The organism is Paracraurococcus lichenis (assembly GCF_030657435.1).
Classification (GTDB): domain Bacteria; phylum Pseudomonadota; class Alphaproteobacteria; order Acetobacterales; family Acetobacteraceae; genus Paracraurococcus; species Paracraurococcus lichenis.
This window is the reverse complement of sequence record NZ_JAUTWS010000003.1, coordinates 75,746-95,601: the sequence shown is the minus strand read 5'-3', so window position 1 is coordinate 95,601 and position 19,856 is coordinate 75,746. Positions and strand designations below refer to the sequence as shown.

General features: G+C 71.0%; 17 protein-coding genes. 10 read left to right on the top strand and 7 right to left on the bottom strand.

All coding sequences use genetic code 11. From position 1 onward, the window contains the following. Window positions 1-114: 114 nt before the first annotated feature. Window positions 115-1,311, bottom strand: coding sequence for a Zn-dependent hydrolase (locus Q7A36_RS04035; RefSeq protein WP_305102374.1), 1,197 nt, complete (start codon window positions 1,309-1,311; stop codon window positions 115-117). A gap of 48 nt (window positions 1,312-1,359) precedes the next feature. Beyond that, window positions 1,360-3,066, bottom strand: coding sequence for an N-acyl-D-amino-acid deacylase family protein (locus tag Q7A36_RS04030; RefSeq protein WP_305102373.1), 1,707 nt, complete (start codon window positions 3,064-3,066; stop codon window positions 1,360-1,362). 104 nt (window positions 3,067-3,170) lie between these two features. Between Q7A36_RS04030 and Q7A36_RS04025 the strand changes: the two genes are divergently transcribed. From Q7A36_RS04025 to Q7A36_RS04010, 4 genes are all read left to right on the top strand, one after another. Further along, window positions 3,171-3,860 carry an alpha/beta fold hydrolase gene (locus Q7A36_RS04025; protein ID WP_305102372.1) on the top strand — a complete coding sequence of 230 codons (690 nt, stop codon included), beginning with the start codon at window positions 3,171-3,173 and terminating at the stop codon, window positions 3,858-3,860. Between the two features lie 85 nt (window positions 3,861-3,945). Continuing rightward, window positions 3,946-4,935: an isopenicillin N synthase family dioxygenase gene (locus Q7A36_RS04020; protein WP_305102371.1), complete on the top strand. Its 990-nt coding sequence runs from the start codon at window positions 3,946-3,948 to the stop codon at window positions 4,933-4,935. 95 nt (window positions 4,936-5,030) lie between these two features. Then, window positions 5,031-6,215, top strand: a complete 1,185-nt coding sequence (locus Q7A36_RS04015) for an acyl-CoA dehydrogenase family protein (RefSeq protein ID WP_305102370.1) — start codon at window positions 5,031-5,033, stop codon at window positions 6,213-6,215. Window positions 6,216-6,243: 28 nt separating this feature from the next. After that, complete coding sequence (locus Q7A36_RS04010) at window positions 6,244-7,923, top strand: thiamine pyrophosphate-binding protein (protein ID WP_305102369.1); 1,680 nt, start codon at window positions 6,244-6,246, stop codon at window positions 7,921-7,923. A gap of 18 nt (window positions 7,924-7,941) precedes the next feature. On the opposite strand, the gene Q7A36_RS04005 is transcribed toward Q7A36_RS04010, so the two are convergent. Continuing rightward, the gene (locus Q7A36_RS04005; RefSeq protein ID WP_305102368.1) at window positions 7,942-8,574 is read right to left on the bottom strand and encodes a hypothetical protein; all 633 of its coding nucleotides are present in this window, start codon (window positions 8,572-8,574) and stop codon (window positions 7,942-7,944) included. A gap of 179 nt (window positions 8,575-8,753) precedes the next feature. Here Q7A36_RS04005 and Q7A36_RS04000 point away from each other — a divergent pair, with 179 nt between their 5' ends. Next, window positions 8,754-10,052, top strand: a complete 1,299-nt coding sequence (locus Q7A36_RS04000; protein WP_305102367.1) for an alpha-hydroxy acid oxidase — start codon at window positions 8,754-8,756, stop codon at window positions 10,050-10,052. A 64-nt stretch (window positions 10,053-10,116) separates the two neighbouring features. Here Q7A36_RS04000 and Q7A36_RS03995 read toward each other — a convergent pair whose 3' ends face one another. Both Q7A36_RS03995 and Q7A36_RS03990 read right to left on the bottom strand, forming a co-directional pair. Beyond that, complete coding sequence (locus Q7A36_RS03995; protein ID WP_305102366.1) at window positions 10,117-11,478, bottom strand: VWA domain-containing protein; 1,362 nt, start codon at window positions 11,476-11,478, stop codon at window positions 10,117-10,119. Further along, the gene (locus tag Q7A36_RS03990) at window positions 11,478-12,434 is read right to left on the bottom strand and encodes an AAA family ATPase (RefSeq protein ID WP_305102365.1); all 957 of its coding nucleotides are present in this window, start codon (window positions 12,432-12,434) and stop codon (window positions 11,478-11,480) included. The genes Q7A36_RS03995 and Q7A36_RS03990 overlap by 1 nt, the downstream gene beginning before the upstream one ends. A gap of 163 nt (window positions 12,435-12,597) precedes the next feature. Between Q7A36_RS03990 and Q7A36_RS03985 the strand changes: the two genes are divergently transcribed. From Q7A36_RS03985 to Q7A36_RS03975, 3 genes are read left to right on the top strand one after another with little or no spacing between them, the layout of a single operon-like run. Further along, the gene (locus Q7A36_RS03985) at window positions 12,598-13,065 is read left to right on the top strand and encodes a tripartite tricarboxylate transporter TctB family protein (protein WP_305102364.1); all 468 of its coding nucleotides are present in this window, start codon (window positions 12,598-12,600) and stop codon (window positions 13,063-13,065) included. Window positions 13,066-13,072: 7 nt separating this feature from the next. Further along, on the top strand, window positions 13,073-14,584 hold the full coding sequence (locus Q7A36_RS03980; RefSeq protein WP_305102363.1) for a tripartite tricarboxylate transporter permease: 1,512 nt from the start codon (window positions 13,073-13,075) through the stop codon (window positions 14,582-14,584). 56 nt (window positions 14,585-14,640) lie between these two features. Further along, on the top strand, window positions 14,641-15,630 hold the full coding sequence (locus Q7A36_RS03975) for a Bug family tripartite tricarboxylate transporter substrate binding protein (protein WP_305102362.1): 990 nt from the start codon (window positions 14,641-14,643) through the stop codon (window positions 15,628-15,630). Between the two features lie 133 nt (window positions 15,631-15,763). Here the strand turns inward: Q7A36_RS03975 and Q7A36_RS03970 are convergent, their stop codons facing one another. Beyond that, window positions 15,764-16,321, bottom strand: coding sequence for a DUF1003 domain-containing protein (locus Q7A36_RS03970; RefSeq protein WP_305102361.1), 558 nt, complete (start codon window positions 16,319-16,321; stop codon window positions 15,764-15,766). Window positions 16,322-16,415: 94 nt separating this feature from the next. On the opposite strand from Q7A36_RS03970, the gene Q7A36_RS03965 reads away from it, so the two are divergent. Together Q7A36_RS03965 and Q7A36_RS03960 are read left to right on the top strand one after the other, a co-directional pair. Further along, a complete protein-coding gene (locus Q7A36_RS03965; RefSeq protein ID WP_305102360.1) occupies window positions 16,416-17,264 on the top strand; it encodes an AAA family ATPase in 849 nt (282 codons plus the stop codon). A gap of 141 nt (window positions 17,265-17,405) precedes the next feature. Then, on the top strand, window positions 17,406-18,590 hold the full coding sequence (locus tag Q7A36_RS03960; RefSeq protein WP_305102359.1) for a vWA domain-containing protein: 1,185 nt from the start codon (window positions 17,406-17,408) through the stop codon (window positions 18,588-18,590). Window positions 18,591-18,680: 90 nt separating this feature from the next. Here Q7A36_RS03960 and Q7A36_RS03955 read toward each other — a convergent pair whose 3' ends face one another. Then, complete coding sequence (locus Q7A36_RS03955) at window positions 18,681-19,667, bottom strand: c-type cytochrome (RefSeq protein ID WP_305102358.1); 987 nt, start codon at window positions 19,665-19,667, stop codon at window positions 18,681-18,683. Between the last annotated feature and the right edge of the window lie 189 nt (window positions 19,668-19,856).

The window sequence follows — 19,856 nt, the reverse complement described above, 5'->3', positions numbered from 1 at the left end:
ACGCCTTGAGACGAAAGCCTGCTCAGGATGTTGTTGCAGCGCAAATCCCAAGGGGTTTGCTTGGACCTCGCCATCGCAGCAGGCAGGACGGGGGCGGCGTCCCCCGTTTCCGGTTCAGGCCTGGAGGAACCGCCGCGCCCCTTCGGCCAGCACCCGCATCCCGAGTTCCAGATCCTCCCGCTTCGTGTCCTCGCTCCAGTGGTGACTGATGCCGCCGATGGAGGGAACGAAGAGCATCCCGACCGGCAGCTTCCGCGCCAGGACCTGGCTGTCATGGATGGCGCCGCTCGGCATCTCCTGCCAGGCGCCGGGGCACAGCGCCTCGGCCGCGCCCCGCAGCGCCGCCTGGATCGCCGGGTCGCAGGGCGCGGGCTCGGAGCGGCCGATCGCCTCCAGCCGCGCCGGGCAGCGCTCCCGCCGGTTGCTCTCCCGCACCAGGGCATGCAGGCAGGCCTCCATGCGGTCCATGACCTCGACCGAGAGGTCGCGGAAGGAGAAGACCAGCTCCGCCCGGCCCGGGATGATCATCGGCAGGTTCGGCTCCAGCAGGATGCGGCCGGTGGTCCAGACGCTGCGCTCGGCGCAGACCTTGGGGAACTCCGCGTCGATCGCTGCCAGCAGGCGCACCGCGGCGAGGCCGGCATCGCGCCTCTCCCGCATCGTGGTGCCGCCGGTATGGTCCTGCTGCCCCTCGATCACGATGCGCCATTGCCGGATGCCGACGATGCCGGTGACGACGCCGATGCGCAGGCCGCCGGTCTCGAGCTGCGTGCCCTGCTCGATATGCATCTCGAGCGCACCCTTGTGGCGGCCCTCCTCCAGCGCCAGACGCGGGCGACCCGCGAGGCCCGCCTCCGCCAGCGCCGGGCGCAGCGGCGCGCCGGTGGTGCGGTTGCGGGCGGCATCGAGATCGGCCTCGGTCAGGTCGCCGACCAGGCTGCGGCTGCCGAGGAAGTCGCCCCAATGCCCTTCCTCGTCGGCATAGGCGCAGACATCCACCGGCAGGCCGGCGCGGGCCAGCGCCAGGGCGCCGATGACGCCCAGCGCGCCGTCGAGCCAGCCGGCATGGTTCTGTGTCTCGATATGGCTGCCGGCCAGCAGGTGCGGGCCGCGGCCGCGGTGGCGGCCGAAGACGTTGCCGATGCCGTCGATCGTGGCATCCAGCCCCGCCTCCTCCATCCGCCGGGCCAGCCAGTGCCGGCTTTCCATGTCCTGCGGCGAGAAGGTCGGGCGATGCACGCCGGTCCTGTAGGTCCCGATGGTCCGAAGCGCGTCCAGGTCCTGCAGGAATCGGTCCGTATCGAGCTGCATCGCCACCTCTCCTCTGCTGCGTGAGGAGAGGCTAGCCGATTCGCCCGCTCAGCGCTGCGCCCCGCGCACCAGCCGGCCGGGCAGCGCGCCGGTCGGCTCACCGTCGCGGTAGGTCACCGCGCCGCCGAGGATGGTGGCGACATAGCCGTCCGCCTTCTGCACCAGCCGCTTGCCGCCCGCCGGCAGGTCGTACTGCATGACGGGCACGCGCACCTGCAGCCGGTCGTAGTCGATGACGTTGAGGTCCGCCTTCTTCCCCGCCGCCACCAGGCCGCGATCGCCGAGGCCGAGCGCCAGCGCATTGTCCCGCGTCAGGCGCTTCACCGCGAATTCCAGCGGCAGCCTCGGCCCGCGCCTGCGGTCGCGGGTCCAGTAGGAGAGCATGTGGGTGGTCGAGGAGGCATCGCAGATGATGCCGACATGCGCGCCACCGTCGCCGAGGCCCATCAGCGTCTGCGGATGCTCGACCATCGCCCGCACCGCCTCCAGGTCGCCATCGGCGTAGTTGATGATGGGGCGGTTGAGGATGGCCTTGCCGCCCCGCTCCATCAGCCACTCCCAGGCGAGTTCCGCCGGCGCCACGCCGCGCCGCGCCGCGACGACGCCAAGGCTGGTTTCCGGCCGCGGCTCGTAGTCCGGCGGGTCGCCCAGCGGGAAGATCATGTCCCAGGTGTTCAGCCGCGCCCGCAGCATCGGGTCGGCGATCTCCTCCGAGAGCAGCGCGGATTTCAGCGCCGGGTCGCGCAGCGCCTGCATCCTGGCGTCGAAGGGCAGATGCGCGATCTTCTGCCAGGAGGGGCGCGCGACGAAGGGGTGCTGCGACAGCTCGAAGCCGAACATCAGCCCGACCGGCCGCGCCATGACCTGACCGGTCATCTGCGCGCCCTCGCGGTTCGCCGCCTCGATCTTCTCCAGCAGGAAGCGCCAGAGCCAGGGCCGGCTCTCCCGCTGCAGCAGGGAGAAGGTCATGGGACGACCGGAGGCGGCACAGATCCGCTGCAGCCGGGCGAACTCGTCCTCCGGGTCATCGAAGTCGGAGATCACCTGCAGCCAGCTCGCGCCCGCGGCGCCGACCGCGCGGCCGATCGCCTCGAGCTCCGCCTCGGGCGTGCCGAGCGTCGGCGTGTGCCGGCCATCCAGCGTGCGATGGGCGATGGCGCGGGAGGTGGAGAAGCCCAGCGCGCCGGCGCGGATGCCCTCGGCGGCCAGGCGCGCCATCTCGGCGACCTCGGCCTCGGTCGCTTCCGCATGGGCTTCCGCGCGCTCGCCCATCACGTGGATGCGCAGCGGCGCATGGGTGACCTGGGCGGCGATGTCCATGTCCCAGCGACGGGCGCCGAGGACGTCCATGAACTCGGGGAAGCTCTGCCAGGTCCAGGGCAGGCCCTCGGTCAGCACGACCTCCGGCAGGTCCTCCACGCCCTCCATCAGCTTGACCAGGGCGTCGCGCCGCTCCGGCAGGCAGGGGGCGAAGCCGACGCCGCAATTGCCGATCAGCGCCGTGGTGACGCCGTTGTAGCTGCTGCTGTCGATGCGGCTGCTCCAGGTCGCCTGGGCGTCGTAATGGGTGTGGATATCGACGAAGCCGGGCGTGACGAGCTTGCCGCGGGCGTCGATCTCCTCCGCGCCGCGGCCGGCGACCCGGCCGACCTGCAGGATCCTGCCGCCGGCGATCGCCACATCGGCCTCGAAGGGCCTGGCCCCGCTGCCATCCACCACGGTCCCGCCGCGGATCACCAGGTCCAGATCGGCCATGGAACGTCCTCCGTCTCTTGGCCGCCAGCTTGCGGCCAGCGCCGGGCCTGTCAACCGGAATGCGCGCGGGGCATCATGCCCGGAAAGGACGGGAGGGAACGGGCATGGCAAGGATCCTGCTCATCCACGGCGCCTACCAGGGCGGCTGGATCTGGACGCGCGTCGCGGCGCAATTGCGCGCCGCGGGGCACGAGGTGCTGGCGCCGAGCCTGGACGGCTGCGGGGAGCGGGCGCATGCCGTCCGCCCCGGCATCACCACCGAGAGCCAGGCGGCGGAGCTCGCCTCCCTGCTCTTCCTCGAGGATTGGCAGGAGGTGGTGGCCGTCGGCACCTCGACCGGCGGCATGGTGCTCTGCCGGCTGGCGGAGCTGGCGCCGCAGCGGCTGCAGCGCCTGGTCTTCGCCGATGCGCTCGCACTGCGCCATGGCGAGGCGCTGCCCGACATCGTCGCCCGCCCGACGGCGGTGAACACGGCGCTGACCAGCGGCCCCAGCCGGGCGGATGCGGAGGGGCGGCTCTTCGCCGAGCTCGATGCCGAAACCCGCGCCTGGGCAGTGGCGCGCATCACCCAGCACCCGATCGCCCCCATGACCGCGCCGGTCGTGCTGCCCGCCTTCTGGTCCAGGGCCTGGGATGCGCGCGTCGTCTGGTGCCGCCGCAGCGCCAACCCGCCCCGCGCGCACCAGCGCCGGCTGGCCGAGGCGCTGGAGGCCGACTGGCAGGAGCTGGACACCGGCCACTACCCGATGCTGAGCGAGCCGGAGGCGCTGGCCCGGCTGATCCTGGCCGGATAGCGCCCGTCCCCGCCAGGCCCGCCGCGGAGTGGCGCCGATGCGCGACCCATGCTGCACTCCGTGGGACGCAGCGCGGAGACAGACCATGAGCCTCGCCGAAGGCCGCATCCCCGTCCTCGACATCGGCCCCGCCCGGGCCGGGGCGCCCGGCGCCGCCGAGGACCTGGCCGCGCGCATCGCCCGCACCTGCGAGGATACCGGCTTCCTCGTCATCGCCGGCCATGGCATCGACCCCGCCCTGCCCGCCGCCTGCTTCGAGGCCGCGGCGCGCTTCTTCGCCCTGCCGGAGGAAGACAAGCTCGCCCTCAGGATCGGCGAGTACAACATCGGCTACCTGCCGACCGGGGCGCAGGTCATCCGCACCTCGAAGGTCGCCGAGGTGAAGCAGCCGAACCTGAACGAGAGCTTCTACATCATCCGCGACTACCCGCCGGACCATCCGGCCATCCTGGAGAAGCGCCCCTTCGTCGCGCCGAACCGTTGGCCGCCGCACCTGCCGGGCTTCCGGGAGGCGACGCTGGCCTATTTCACCGCCATGGAGGCGCTGGCGCAGCGGCTGCTGCCGGCGGTTTCCATGGCGCTCGGCATGCCGCCCGACCATCTGGCACGGGACTTCCGAGACCCGACCTGCACGCTGCGGCTGATCCGCTACCAGCCGCAGCCGGCGCCGGAGGCGGGCCGCTTCGGCTTCGCGCCGCATATCGATACGAACCTGCTCACCTTCCTCGCGCAGTCGGCGCTGCCGGGCCTCGAGGTGCGGACGGCCGAGGGCGACTGGATCCGGCCGCCGGCCATCCCGGGCACCTTCGTGGTGAACACGGCGGAGATGCTCGGGCGCTATTCCAATGGCCGCTTCACGCCGACGCCGCACCGCGTGCTGAACCAGAACGATGCGATGCGCTACGCCATCCCCTTCTTCTTCGGGCCGGACAACGACGCGGTGATCCGCCCGGTGCCGAGCTGCATCTCGGCGGAGAACCCCTGCCGCTTCGAGCCCCTGCTCTACGAGGACCATCGCCGCATGCTGAACCTGCGCAATTTCGCGCACCGGCAGCCGCAGCCGGCGGAGGCCTGACCGCGCGGAAGGCAATGGGCGGGGCGCGACCTTTTCGCCCCCCGCCGGCCGGGTCTATCCTGCCGCCCAAGCGTGAACGGATGGGGAAACGGGCCATGGACGGCTTCGATATCGGCGGCATCCCGGGACTGGCCGAGGAGCACCGGATGGTGCGCGACCTCGTGGTCAAGTTCGTGGAGCGGGACCTCATGCCGCTCGAGCCCGCCGTGCTGAAGCGGGAGGCCGAGGGCCAGCGCTACGGCCTGACGCCCGAGGAAGAGGCGCCGCTGCTGGCCAAGTGCAAGGAGCTCGGCCTCTGGGGCCTCGACGTGCCGGAGGAGTTCGGCGGCGCCGACCTGCCGCTCGCCGCCCTGATGGCGATCGAGGAGGAGATGGGCCGCACCGTCACGCCCTTCCTCTTCCCGCCGGACAGCCCGAACCTGCACATGCTGAAGGCGGTGGCGAATGCCGAGCAGCGGAAGAAGTACCTCGACCCCTATGCCCGCGGCGAGGCGCGTTCCTCCATCGCCATCTCCGAGCCCGGCGCCGGCGGCGACCCGGCCGGCATGACGACGCGGGCGGTGCAGGACGGCGACGATTGGGTCATCAACGGACGCAAGATCTGGGTCAGCGGCGTGCCGCGCGCCGACTTCATCATCCTCATGGCCCGCACCGGCGAGGGCAAGCGGCAGGAGGGCGTGACCGCCTTCATCGTCGAGCGCGGCACGCCCGGCTTCGTCATCGATCGCGAGATCCCGATGATCGGCGGCCGGCGGACCTACGAGCTGGTCTTCGAGGATTGCCGCGTGCCGAAGAGCCAGGTGCTGGGCGAGCTCGGCCAGGGCTATGCGCCGATGCAGCTCCGGCTCAATGTCCGCCGCCTGCAGATGGGGGCGCGCTGCACCGGCATGGCGCGCCGCGCGCTGGCCATGATGTGCGAGCAGGCGAAGAACCGCGTGACCTTCGGCGTGAAGCTCGCCGACCGGCAGGCGATCCAGTGGTGGATCGCGGAGGCCGCGACGAAGATCCATATCTGCCGCCTGATGGTGCGCGACGCCGCGGCGAAGCTCGGCGCCGGCGAGGATGTGCGGACCGAAGCCTCCATGCTGAAGGTCTTCGCCACCGAGATGGCGCAGGAGGTGCTGGACAATGCCATGCAGACCTTCGGCGCCATGGGCATGACGAAGGAACTGCCCCTGCAGCTCATGGCCAGCCAGGTGCGCGTGCAGCGGATCTATGAGGGGCCGAGCGAGGTGCACCGCATGGCGATCGCCCGGCGGGTGCTGAAGAACGGGATCTGAACCCGGCCACGAGGGGAGGAAAACGCGAATGGCGGACAGCGCCTATTACGTCGGCGACCTGGTGGCGGAGTTCCTCTCGCGCATCGGCGTCACCACCTGCTTCGGCATCGTCTCCGTCCACAACATCCCGATGTTGGACGGGATCGGGCGGCGCAACGCCATCCGCTACGTCATGGCCCGCGGCGAGATGGGCGGGGCGCATATGGCGGATGCCTATGCGCGCGTCTCCGGCCATCTCGGCGTGCTCTTCTCCTCGACCGGGCCTGGCGCCGCCAATGCCGTGCCGGGACTGGCGGAAGCGCAATTCGCCGGCTCCCCCGTGCTGCACATCACCGGCCAGACGCCGACGAAGTTCCTCGACCGCGACCTCGGCACGGTGCACGACCTGCCGGGCCAGCCGCAGATGCTGGCCGCGGTCTGCAAGGGCATGTTCCGGATCCGCGCAGCGGCCGAAGCGCTGGGCGTGCTGACCCGGGCCGCGACGCTCGCCCTGACCGCGCCGCGCGGGCCGGTCAGCCTCGAGATCCCGATCGACATCCAGCGCACCGCGATCGAGCGCCCCGCGGCGCTCGACAGCCTGGTCCTGCCCGTGCCGCCGCCCCTGCCGCCCGCCGCGGCCGCACTGGACGAGGCGGCCGAGATCCTGGCGCGGGCGAAGCGGCCGATGCTCTGGCTCGGCAATGGCGCCAAGGATGCGGGCGCCGCCGCCATGCGCCTCATGGCGCTCGGCTTCGGCGCGGTCTCCTCCTGGAACGGGCGGGGGATCGTGCCGGAGGACCACCCGATGTCCCTCGGCGGGCTGCACGGCAACGGCTCCCCGCGCGTGCAGGAATTCTACCGGGGCGTGGACGCCATGCTCGTCGTCGGCTCGCGGCTGCGCGGGCACGAGACCATGGATTTCTCCCTGAAGCTGCCGGAGACGCTGGTGCGCGTGGACCTCGACCCGCGCGCGGATGGCCGCGGCTATGCCAGCCGCGCCTTCGTCTGCGGCGACGCGGCGCTGACCATGGCCGCGCTCGCCGAACGGCTGCAGGGCCGCATGCAGGTGGCGGCCGGCTATGCCGAGGAATTCGCCGCCATGAAGCGGGAGGCGGTGGCGGAATACCTAGGCCAGCTCGGCCCCTATGCCGAGTTCCCCGCGACGCTGCGCGCCGCCCTGCCGCGCGAGGCGCTCTGGGTGCGCGACGTCACCATCAGCAACTCCTCCTGGGGGAACCGCATCTTCCCCGTCTACGGTCCGCGCGACGCGGTGCATCCGGTCAGCGCCGCGATCGGGCCTGGCCTGCCTCTCGGCATCGGCGCGGCGATGGCCGGTGGGACGCGGAAGACCATCGCCATGGTCGGCGATGGCGGCTTCCAGGTGAACCTGCAGGAGCTCTGGACCGCGGTGCAGGAACGCGCGGAGCTGGTCATCATGGTGATGAACGACCGCGGCTACGGGGTCATCAAGCACATCCAGGGCGCCTTCCAGGACGGCCGCTTCTATTTCGCCGATCCGCAGGGGCCGGACCTGCCGAAGCTCGCGGCGCTGGCCGGCCTGCCCTTCTTCCGGGTCGCCGCGGCTGGCGAGTTGGCGGCGCAGGTGGCGAAGGCGGTCGCCACCCCGGGGCCGAGCCTGGTCGAAGTGGACATGACCGCGATCGGCGCCTTCCCGCCCTATGCGCCCTACAACCGCATGGGCATCTGGGCGAAGCAGGCGGCGGAATAGCCGCCCGCAACGGCCGGGTCAGCGATACCCGCCACCGCCACCGCCCCCGCCGCCGACCCCGCGCGGCGAGCCGAGCCGGTCGTTGCGGTCCATCTCCTGCGCCGTCAGCGCCGCCGCCGCGGCGGCGCGCGGCATCAGCGGCATGGCCGTGAGCCGCTGCAGCGTCGCCGGCCCGCCATAGGTGAAGGCGGGGCCGGAGAGCAGCCGCTCCGCCGCCGCCTGGTCGCCGGCCCGCAGCGCGCGCGAGGCGCCATAGAGGGCGTCCACCACCTGCTGGGTCGGCGCGTTCGGCGCGATGCCGAAGGCCTGCGCGACCTCCTGCTGCCCGGTCAGCAATTCGGTCGAGACATTCGGATTGAAGCCGCGCCAGCGCGCGCCATAGGGAATCTCGACCGTCAGGAACTCGTAATTCGCCACCGCCCGCGCCGCGTCGTCCGGCTTGCCGGCGACGGAGGCCGGGGTCGGGAAGACATAGGCGGCATTGATGATGGCCGCGCGCACCGGATCGCCGGCGCCGACCACGGCATCGTTCGGCAGCGTCGCCCACCCGTTCGCCGGCTGGTTGGGGATGGTGGTGCAGCCCGCCAATAGCGACAGGGCGAGGAGCGCGCCGCGCAGGCAAGGCTTACGCATGAAGGCAGTGTCAGCCATGGAACGGGCATCCTCCTGGGTTTGGCCCGGCGTTCGACTGGCCTGAACGGGCCTCGGGCCAGAATGTCGCGGATCGTAACGGTCCGATGTGTCATGTCGGCGTGAGCGGTCAAGCCCGTGCCGTCTTTCCGCCCCGCCGCAAGGGTGCATAATCGAGCCAAATCACGGGGGAAGGTCGGATGAGCGGCAGCAGCACGGGCAATACGGGGCGACCGGCGGGCTGGGGCGCGGCGGGTGCCGCGGAGACGCCGGCGGGCCGGCTGCGGCGGCGCTTCCCCACCTTCAACGACCTGCAGCGCCGGGCGAAGGGGCGCGTGGCGCGCTTCGCCTATGATTTCGTGGCCGGCGGCGTCGGGGACGGCGCGCCGAACGTGGCGCACAACCGCGCCGCCATGGACGCGGTCCGGATCGTGCCGCGCTACGCCGTCGATCTCTCCGGCGTGAACATCGCGACGTCGCTCTTCGGCCGGGACTATGCCGCGCCGGTGGGCGTGGCGCCGATGGGCAATGTCGGCATGGTCTGGCCGCGGGCGGATGCCATCCTGGCGGCGGCGGCGCAGAAGGCACGCATTCCCTATGTCTCCTCCACCGTCGCCAATGTCGGGATGGAGGAGCTGGCGCGGATCGCGCCGGACAGCCTCTGGTTCCAGCTCTATGGCCTGCCGGCGGACGGCCACCGCCTCTCCATCGACCTGATCCGGCGGGCGGCGGCCGTCGGCGCGCATGCGCTGGTCGTCACCCTCGACGTGCCCATGCGGCAGAAGCGCGTCCACGACGTGCGCAACGGCCTGGTCGTGCCCTTCCGCTACCGGCCGCGCACCATCCTCGACATCGCCCGCGCGCCCTTCTGGGCGCTGGAGATGCTGCAGAAGGGCCAGCCGCGCTTCGAGAACATGCGGAAATACGTGGGCGAGAATGCCTCGGTCGGCGAGCTCGCCAGCTTCGTCACGCAGAACATGACCACCGGCATCACCTGGGACGACATCGCCCGCTTCCGGGAGGTCTGGCCGCGCGCCCTGGTGCTGAAGGGCATCCAGCACCCGGCGGATGCCGAGCGTGCCGTGGCGCTCGGCGTCGACGGCATCTGGGTCTCCAACCATGGCGGGCGGCAATTCGATGCCGCGCCGGCCTCCATCGACACGGTGCCGGCCATCGCCGCCGCGGTCGGCGGGCGGGCGAAGATCCTCTACGACGGCTCGATCCGCTCCGGCCTCGACGTGCTGCGGACGCTCGCCGTGGGGGCGGATTTCTGCTTCGCCGGGCGGGCCTTCCTGCTCTCGGTCGCGGCGATCGGCGAGGCCGGCGGCGACCACGCGACGGCCGCCTTCGCGGAGGAGATCCGCAGCACCTTCGGCCAGGCCGGCATCCGCAGCATCGAGGAGGCACACCGGGCGACGGTGCTGCATCCGAATGCGGTGCGGTTCGAGCCGGAGGGGAACGTCGCGGGTATCGAGGCGCCGCGTCGGCGGATGGCCTAGCGAGGGGACGCCGTCCCCTCGCGCTCCCCCACCAGGCCAGGAGCCTGGCCTGGACCGGCCTGGGTCAGCCGCCGTCCCGCAGCAGCTCACCGATGATGCGCTCGAGGTGCTGCAGCGTGTTGCAGACCGCGGCGACCCGGCAATGCGGGGCGTAGCGGAGCATGTCGGAATCGCCCGTGCCCCAGAGCGTGCGCATCTCCGGGTTCAGCCAGACGACCTGCTTCGAGCGATCGGCCATGCGCGCGAGGATATCGGTGCGCGGGTCGGTGCGGTTGCCGCGGCCATCGCCCAGCACGATCACCGTGCTCTGGCTGTCGAGCAGGGGCATGTGCTCCCGCTCGAAATCCGCCAGCGCCATGCCGTAGTTCGAGGAGCCGAAGCCCGCCCGCGCCATGACCTCCGGGATCGCCGTCTCGATCGGGTGGCGTTCCAGGATGTCGGAGACATCGACCAGGTTGCCGGAGAAGGCGAAGGACCGCAGGCCGGACAGCGCTTCGTTCAGCGAATAGAGGAAGAGCAGGAGGAACTGCGCGACGGCGGCGACCGAGCCGCTGACGTCGCAGAGCACGACGAGCTTCGGCTTCTCGATCCGCTCCTGCTTCCAGACGACATGGAAGGGGATGCCCTCCCAGCCCATGTTGCGCCGCAGGGTTCGGCGGACATCCAGCACGCCGCGGCGGTCGCGCTTGCGGTTGCGGCCGTATTGCGTCGCCAGGCGCCGGGCCATGGCGCGCACCAGGGCGCGCATGCGGTCATGGTCGCGCCGGTCGATGGCCGAGAGGCGCGTCTGCTGCAGCATGCGCTCGCGGAAGGCCTCGTTCTCGCCGCGGGCGAAGAGCTGCAGGTTCTGCTCGACGAAATCGCGGACCTGGTCGCGCAGCCGGTCGCGGCCCTGGCGGAGCCGCGCATCGCCGCCGCGGGCGATCTCCCGCTCCAGCGCCTGCAGCCCCATGCGCTCCAGGATGCGCCGGGTGAAGAGGTTCACCTGGGTGAAGAGCGCGATGTTGGAGAGGCCGGCCTCCTGCGCCGCCCGCTCCACCGCCGCGGCCAGCGCCGCCTGGTCGTTGGCGAGCAGCATGCGGGCGAGGTCCCCGCCGCCGCGGCCTTCCCCTTCGCCGCCCTGGCCCTGGCCGCCCTCCCCTTCCCCGGACTGCCCGGGGGGCGCGGGGCTCTCGCCCGCCGCCTCCTCCTCCGCCGGCGCGGACGCGAAATCGCCGCGCCGGAAGAAGAGGTCGAAGACCTCGGCGAAGGCGCGCTTCTCCTCCACCGTCTTGGCCATGACGAGGGAGAGCGTGTCCTTCAGCACCGCCCGGTCCGCGAACCCCACCACCTGCGCGGCGCGGGTCGCGTCGATGCTCTCGGCCGGGGAGATGCGCATCCCTGCCCCGCGGGCGGCCCGGAAGAAGTCGAGGAGCGGTCCCTCCATCAGCGTATCGGCACCGCCTCCCGCTTCGCCTTCAGCAGCAGGTCGCCGATCTGCGGCGCCACCGCCTCGATGTCGCTCTCGAATTTGAGCAGGACGTTCAGCGTCTCCCGCACCAGGGTATGGTCGAGCTGCGGCGCATGCAGCAGCACCAGCACCCGCGCCCAGTCGATGGTCTCGCTGACCGAGGGCAGCTTCTTCAGGTCGAGCGTGCGGAGCTGCTGCACGAAGGCGACGAGCTGCCGCCGCAGGTCCTCGGCCGCGTCGGGCACGCGGCTGGCGATGATCCGCGCCTCCAGCCGCGCATCCGGCAGGCCGATATGCAGGTGCAGGCAGCGCCGCTTCAGCGCATCGCCCAGGTCGCGCATGGAGTTCGAGGTCAGCAGCACGATCGGCGCCACCTCCGCCCGCACCGTGCCGATCTCCGGGATGCTGACCTGGTAGTCCGACAGCAGCTCGAGCAGGAAGGCCTCGAATTCCTGGTCGGCCTTGTCGACCTCGTCGACCAGCAGCACCGCCCCGCCGGGCTCGCGCAGGGCGCGCAGCAGCGGCCGCGGCTCGAGGAACTCCTCGGAGAAGAAGAGGTCGCTGACGCCGTGCAGCCGGCGCATGGCGGCGTCCAGCCCGGGCTCCTCGCCCAGCACGGCGCCCATCCGGTCCTTCAGGATCTGGGTATAGAGGAGCTGCTTGCCGTACTTCCACTCGTACAGCGCCTTGCTCTCGTCCAGCCCCTCGTAGCACTGCATGCGGATCAGCGGCAGGCCGAGCCAGGCGGCGGCGGCCTTGGCCAGTTCCGTCTTGCCGACGCCCGCCGGGCCTTCGACCAGGATGGGCTTGCGCAGGTGGTGCGCCAGGTAGAGCGCGGTCGAGATCGGGCGGCTCGCGATGTAGCCGGCGGATTGCAGGCCGGCCTCGGTGGCTTCGATGGAGTCGAGCAGCCCATGCCAGGCGATGCTCATGCGGTGGTTCGGCTCATGCGGGACGTCTCCGGCTGCGGCGTTGCCGCTTGGACGTGATGATGACGCGTCCGGCCGCCGCCGACAAATCCGCGCCGGGGGGCCTGTGACGCCGCGCACACCCCGCTAGACTGGCCGGGAAGGAAACAGTTCAGGAGAGAGTCCGGTGCATTTGTCCGACCGGGTGACCGGCGCGGTCCTGGTGGCCCTCGGCGGGGCGGCCGCCCTCGGCGGCTCCCGCCTGCCGGCGGTGCCCGGCCAGGATGTGGGCCCCGCCGCCTTCCCCATGCTCATCGGCTTCGGCCTCGTCCTCTGCGGCGGCCTCATCGCCCTCGGCATCGGCAGCAGCTTCGAGGTGCCGGAGGAGGAGGCCGCGGGCCCCGGTCCCTGGCGACTCGGCGGGCTGCGGGCGCTGGTGCCGCCCGCCCTGCTGCTCTTCTACGTCCTGGCTTCGGAGCCGCTGGGCTTCCTGCTGACGGCCGCCATCATGGTGCTGGTCGGCGCCCTCGCGCTCGGCGCCCGGCCGGTGCTGGCGGTGCCGCTCGCGCTGGCGATGCCGCCGCTCATCCACCTCGCCTTCTACAAGCTGCTGCGCGTGCCCCTGCCCGCCGGCGTGCTCCCGGCCCCGTGGTAGGCGCGCCATGCACGACATGATCCAGGCCTTCGCGCTGGTCGCGGCGCCCGACGTCCTCCTGGCCATCCTGGCCTCGGCCATCTACGGCCTCGTCGTCGGCTCGCTGCCCGGCCTCTCCGCCACCATGGCGACGGCGCTGCTGGTGCCGGTCACCTTCTGGCTCTCGCCCATCGCCGCCATCGCCACCATCATCACGGCGAGCGCCATGGCGATCTTCTCGGGCGACATCCCGGGCTGCCTGCTGCGCATCCCCGGCACGCCCGCGAGCGCCGCCTATACGGACGAGGCCTATGCCATGACCCGCAAGGGCCAGGCGGAGATGGCGCTCGGCGCCGGCCTCTGGTTCAGCGCCATCGGCGGCATCGTCGGCACCCTCTCGCTCGTCCTGATGGCGCCGCTGCTCGCCGAGATGGCGCTCTCCTTCTCGACCTTCGAGTATTTCTGGCTCGCCTTCCTCGGCCTGATGTGCGCGACGCTGGTCGCGCGTTCCTCGCCGATCAAGGCCATCGCCTCCATGCTGCTCGGCCTGCTGGTCTCCTGCATCGGCATGGAGAACCCGGCGGGGACGCCGCGCTTCACCTTCGGGCTGACCGACCTGCTCGGCGGCATCGAGCCGATCCCGGCGCTGGTCGGCGTCTTCGCGGTCTCCGAGGTCATGCGGGCGATGATCACGCCGGAGCCGCCGCCCCTGCCCAGGCGGAAGTTCGGCAGCATCCTGGCGAACCAGTGGATGCTGACCAAGAAGTACCAGTGGCCGATGTGGCGGGGGAACATCATCGGCATCATCATCGGCGTGCTGCCGGGCGCCGGCGCCGACATGGCCGCCTGGGTCAGCTACGCCATGTCGAAGAGGTTCTCGAAGGAGCCGGAGAAGTTCGGCACCGGGCATCCGGAAGGGCTGGTGGAGGCCGGCGCCTCCAACAACGCCTCGCTGGCCTCCGGCTGGGTCCCCTCGCTGCTCTTCGGCATCCCGGGCGACACCATCACGGCGATCGCCATCGGCGTGCTCTACATGAAGGGGCTGAACCCCGGCCCGACCCTCTTCACCGAGCGCGCGTCGTCGATGTACGCGCTCTACATCATCTTCATCCTCGCCAACATCATCATGATCCCGCTCGGCATCCTGATGATCCGCCTCGCCAGCACCGTGCTGCGCGCGCCGCGGGCGGCCGTGATGCCGGTGATCCTGGTGCTCTGCGCCGTCGGCGCCTTCGCCACCGGCAACAACCTGTTCTCCGTGCTGCTGGTCGGGGTCTTCGGCTGCCTCGGCTTCGTCATGGAGCGCAACGGCTATCCGGTCGCGGCCCTCGTCCTCGGCATCGTCATGGGGACGATGGTGGAGCAGAACTTCATCACCTCCCTCATCAAGTCCGATGGCGACCTGCTGCCCTTCTTCGAGCGGCCCGTCTCCGGCGTGCTGGCGGCGATGACCTTCGGCGCGCTGCTCTGGCCGGCGGGGGTATGGGTCTGGAACCGGATGCAGGGGCGGCGCTTGCCGGCCGGCAAGACAGCGGGCTAGCTGTTTCCGCAACGACGCGCCCCGCCGGGAGGGGCGCGAGAGGAGGACGCGAACCGATGACCACCCTTCCCCGCCGCAGCCTGTTGGGCGCCGGCGCCGCGCTGATCGTCTCCCCCCTGGCGACCCCTGCCCTCGCCCAGCCGAAATGGCCGTCGCGCCCGGTGCAGATGATCTGCCCCTGGGCCGCCGGCGGCGGCACCGATGCCGTGGTGCGCATCGTCGCCACGCTGCTCGAGAAGGAACTCGGCCAGCCCTTCAACGTGGTGAACCGCACCGGCGGCTCCGGCGTGGTCGGCCACACCGCCCTCGCCACGTCAGCGGCGGATGGCTACACGCTCGGGATCATCACCTCCGAGATCTGCATGCTGCACTGGCAGGGGCTGACGGAGGTCACCTACAAGAACTTCGCCCCGCTCGGCCTGATGAACAACGATCCGCCGGGCATCCAGGTGAACAGTTCCTCGCCCTACAAGACGGTCAAGGACCTGGCCGAGGCGATCAAGGCCAGCACGCCCGGCAAGATGAAGGCGAGCGGCACCGGCCAGGGCGGCATCTGGCACCTGGCGCTGGCCGGCTGGCTGAACGCCATGGGGCTGAAGGCGGACCATGTGCGCTGGGTGCCCTCCAACGGCGCGGCGCCGGCCATGCAGGACCTCGCGGCCGGCGGGCTCGACTTCACCACCTGCTCGGTGCCGGAGGCGCGGGCGATGCTGGATGCCGGCCGGGCCCGCAGCCTAGCGGTCATGGCGCCGCAGCGGCTCTCCGCCTTCCCCGACATCCCGACCCTGCAGGAGGCGATGGGGATCGGCTTCAGCGCCGGCGCCATGCGCGTGATTGTCGGGCCGGCCGGCTTGCCGGCCGAGGTCAAGGCGGCGGTCGAGCCGGTGCTGAAGAAGGTCTACGAGTCCAAGGAGTACCAGGACTTCATGAATGCCCGCGGCTTCGGCCTGGTCTATGCCGATGCGGCCGCCGCCGGGCAGGAACTGGCCAAGGCCGACCAGGTGCTGGGCGATGCCATGAAGGCCGCCGGCCTCGCCAAGGCCTGATGCCGGCCCGCAGAATTCCTGACTTCTGCGGGCCGGTATCGCGCGCAGGGTTGGTGTGGCGGCTGCGCGCTACTCGAAAAGCCATACCGGCCAGCATCTATGCTGGCCGGTATGAGCGCCGGGGCGGCCGCCCTCAGCCCGGCGGCCGCCGCTCCTGCAGCAGCCGCGTCAACAGGTCGATCTGTTCCTGCTGGCGGACGAGCAGCGCCTCGATCTGCTCGGCGCGCATGCGGTCGAGCTTGTCGTGCAGCGCCATGATCTCGATCTCGGCCTTCAGGTTCACCTCATAGTCATGCGCGGCGTCCAGCCGGTCCCGCGCCGCCTGGCGGTTCTGGCTCATCATGATGATCGGCGCCTGCACCGCCGCCAGCATGGAGAGCATGAGGTTGAGGAAGATGAAGGGATAGGGGTCGAAGGGCCGGGCCAGCACCAGGGCGTTCAGCCCGGCCCAGAGCGCCAGGACCACGCCGAAGCCGATGATGAAGGTCCAGGATCCCCCGAACTCCGCGACCCGGTCGGCCAGCCGCTGCCCGAAGGAGAGCCGGCCGGCGAAGCTGTCCTCCAGGTTGCGGCTGATGACGTTGCGCGACCGGGTCGCCGAGAGCACCGCCCGCTCGACCTGCCCGAGCGCCTGGGCCGGGCGGCCGAACCAGCGATGGGCGGCGGCTTCGGTGGCGGACGATTCGGTCATGCGGCAACTCCGGGGCGGATGGCAGAAGGCGCCACCTTGCCCGAAGCCGGGTGAGACGCCACCCTCTGGCGGGAAACACCCGAGGGGGGCTGGCGTGGCCGGGTTCAGGAGCACCGAGCAGTACATCGCGTCGCGCGACCTGGAGGTCGCGGTCAATGCCGCCGTCGCGCTGCAGCGCCCCCTGCTGGTCAAGGGCGAGCCCGGCACCGGCAAGACCGTGCTGGCGCATGAGGTGGCGAAGGCGCTCGGCTACCCGCTGATCGAGTGGCACATCAAGTCCACCACCAAGGCGCAGCAGGGCCTCTATGAATACGACGCCGTCTCGCGCCTGCGCGACGGCCAGCTCGGCGATCCGCGGGTGCACGAGATCGGCAACTACATCGTGCGCGGCAAGCTCTGGGACGCCTTCGAGGCCGACAGGCCGCATGTCCTGCTCATCGACGAGATCGACAAGGCCGATATCGAGTTCCCGAACGACCTGCTGCTCGAACTCGATCGCATGCAGTTCTTCGTCTACGAGACGCGGCAGACGGTGGTGGCGAAGCACCGGCCGGTCGTCATCATCACCTCGAACAACGAGAAGGAGCTGCCGGACGCCTTCCTGCGCCGCTGCTTCTTCCACTACATCCGCTTCCCCGACCGCGAGACGATGGAGAAGATCGTCCAGGCCCACTTCCCCGACATCAAGCAGGAGCTGGCGCGGGAGGCGCTGAACGTCTTCTTCCAGGTCCGCGGCGTGACGGAGCTGAAGAAGAAGCCGGCGACCAGCGAGCTGCTGGACTGGCTGAAGCTGCTGATGATCGAGGACCTGCCGCCCGAAGTGCTGCGCAGCCAGGACCCGAAGACGGCCATCCCGCCGCTCTATGGCGCGCTGCTGAAGAACGAGCAGGACGTGCACCTGTTCGAGCGGCTGGCCTTCCTGTCGCGGCAACGCCAGCGCTGAGACCTTGGGGGAGAGAGGGCTACCTCTCTCCCCTAAACCCCCACTCACCGCTTTCTGTGGGTTTTGCTGACTTATAGAAATAGATGAGGGGGGCGCGGGGGGAGAATACCTTCTCCCCCCGCTCTTCCCGGGAGAGGTCCCATGCTCGCCCACTTCATCCTCGCGCTGCGCACCGCCGGCATCCCGGCCAGCATCACGGAATACCTGACGCTGCTGCGCGGCATGCGGGAGGGCGTGGCCGACTACAGCGTGGACGACTTCTACCACCTCTCCCGCGCCACCCTGGTGAAGGACGAGCGCCACCTCGACCGCTTCGACCGCGTCTTCGGCGAGGTCTTCAAGGGCCTCGAGCCGCCCGAGGGCGACCCGCAGGCGGAGGCCGCGATCCCCGAGGAGTGGCTGCGCAAGCTCGCCGAGAAGCTGCTGACCGAGGAGGAGAAGGCGCAGATCGAGGCGCTGGGCGGCTTCGAGAAGCTGATCGAGACCCTGAAGCAGCGCCTGACGGAGCAGAAAGGCCGCCACCAGGGCGGCAGCAAGTGGATCGGCACCGGCGGCACCTCCCCCTTCGGGGCCTATGGCTACAACCCGGAAGGTGTGCGCATCGGCCAGGACGAATCGCGCCATCGCCGCGCGGTGAAGGTCTGGGACAAGCGGGAGTTCAGGGACCTCGACGGCGACATCGAGATCGGCACCCGCAACATGAAGCTGGCGCTGCGCCGGCTGCGCCGCTTCGCCCGCCAGGGCGCGGCCACCGAGCTCGACCTGCCCGACACCATCCGCGCCACCGCCAACAATGCCGGCACGCTCGACCTGAAGCTGGTGCCGGAGCGGCACAATACGGTGAAGGTGCTGCTCTTCCTCGATATCGGCGGGTCGATGGATGACCACGTGCAGGTCTGCGCCGAGCTCTTCTCGGCGGCGCGGGCGGAGTTCAAGCACCTCGAGCACTTCTATTTCCACAACTGCCCCTATGAGCGGCTCTGGACCAACAACCGCCGGCGCCGGGAGAGCGAGGTCTCGACCTGGGAGGTGCTGCGGAAATACGGGCCGGACTACAAGCTGATCTTCGTCGGCGACGCGGCGATGAGCCCCTACGAGATCATCCAGCCCGGCGGCAGCGTGGAGCACTGGAACGAGGAGACGGGCCAGGTCTGGCTGCAGCGCCTGATGGGCCATTTCCGCCGCAGCGCCTGGCTGAACCCGATGCCGGAGCAGGCCTGGCCGCGCTACCAGTCCGCCCAGGTCCTCCACCGTCTGATGGAGCAGCGGATGTACCCGCTGACGCTCGGCGGTATCGAGGAGATGACCCGCGAGCTCAGCCGGTAGGATTGCCGGCTCTCCGGCAATTCCGTCCCGCATGAAAAACCCCCGGGGCCTCGCGGCCGCCGGGGGCTGGCATGGGGCCTGGGCCGCGCCTCAGGGCAGCGGCTGCGGATTGGGCGACAGGCTGCGCAGATAGGCGATGACGTTCGCCCGGTCCTCGGGGTTCTTCAGGCCGACGAAGCCCATGCGGGTGCCCGGGGCATAGGTTGCCGGGCTGGTCAGCCAGGCGCTCAGCTCGTCGTAGTTCCAGGGGCCCTGCTTGCCCTTCAGCGCCGCGGAATAGTTGAAGCCTTCCAGGTGGCCATGCGGCTTGCCGACCACGTCGTAGAGGTTCGGGCCCACGCCGTTGCGGCCGCCCTGGTTCGCCGTGTGGCAGACCGCGCATTGCCGCTTGAACAGCGCCTCGCCCTTGGCCGGGTCGGCATTGGCCAGCAAGGTGCCGATCGGCGCCTCGGCGGCGGCCGGGGCAGCGGCGGGCGCCGCTACTGCGGCGGCGGCCGGCGCCGCCGCGGGCGCCGGGGCGGCGGCCTGGCCGGCCGGCGGCAGGGGTTTCGGGCTGCCCGACAGCGTCCGGAGATAGGCGATGACGTCGGCGCGCTGCTGCGTGTTGGTCAGGCCGGCATAGCCCATGCGGGTGCCGGGCGCATAGGCCGCCGGCTTGTAGAGCCAGTGGTTCAGCTCCTCGTAATCCCAGGGACCCTGCTTGCCCTTGATCGCGGCGGAGTAGTTGAACCCCTCCATATGGCCGTGCGGCGCGCCGACGACGTTCCAGAGGTTCGGGCCGACGCCGGCCTTCCCGCCCTCGTTCAGCGTGTGGCAGGCGGCGCACTGCTTCTGGACGATGGACTTGCCGTTCTCGACATTCGCATTCGCCAGCAGGCCGGAGATCGGCTCGATGGCCGGCGCGGCGGCGGCCGGCGCCGAGGCCGGGTTGGTGGCGGCGACGTCGCCGATCTTGATGGCGCTCTCGTGCGGCGCCTCGCCATGCACCAGCACCTTGCCCATCAGGCCGGCCACCATGAAGGTGATGCCGGCCGTGAGGACCGCGGCGAAGGCCTTGTTCAGTTCAAGCGAATTCATCGGCGATGGCGTCCCTGATGGGCCTCGAGGGGGCAACGGACGAGCGGCACCGTGCGCCGGGGAGGCACGGACGGGGGCCGGGGACCGATATAGCCGAAGCGCCGGAGCCCGCAACCCATCCCGGGGGCGGAAGTCGCCGCGAGGGGCTTGAAAGGAAAGGGCCGGCCCCCGATGCGCGGGGGCCGGCCC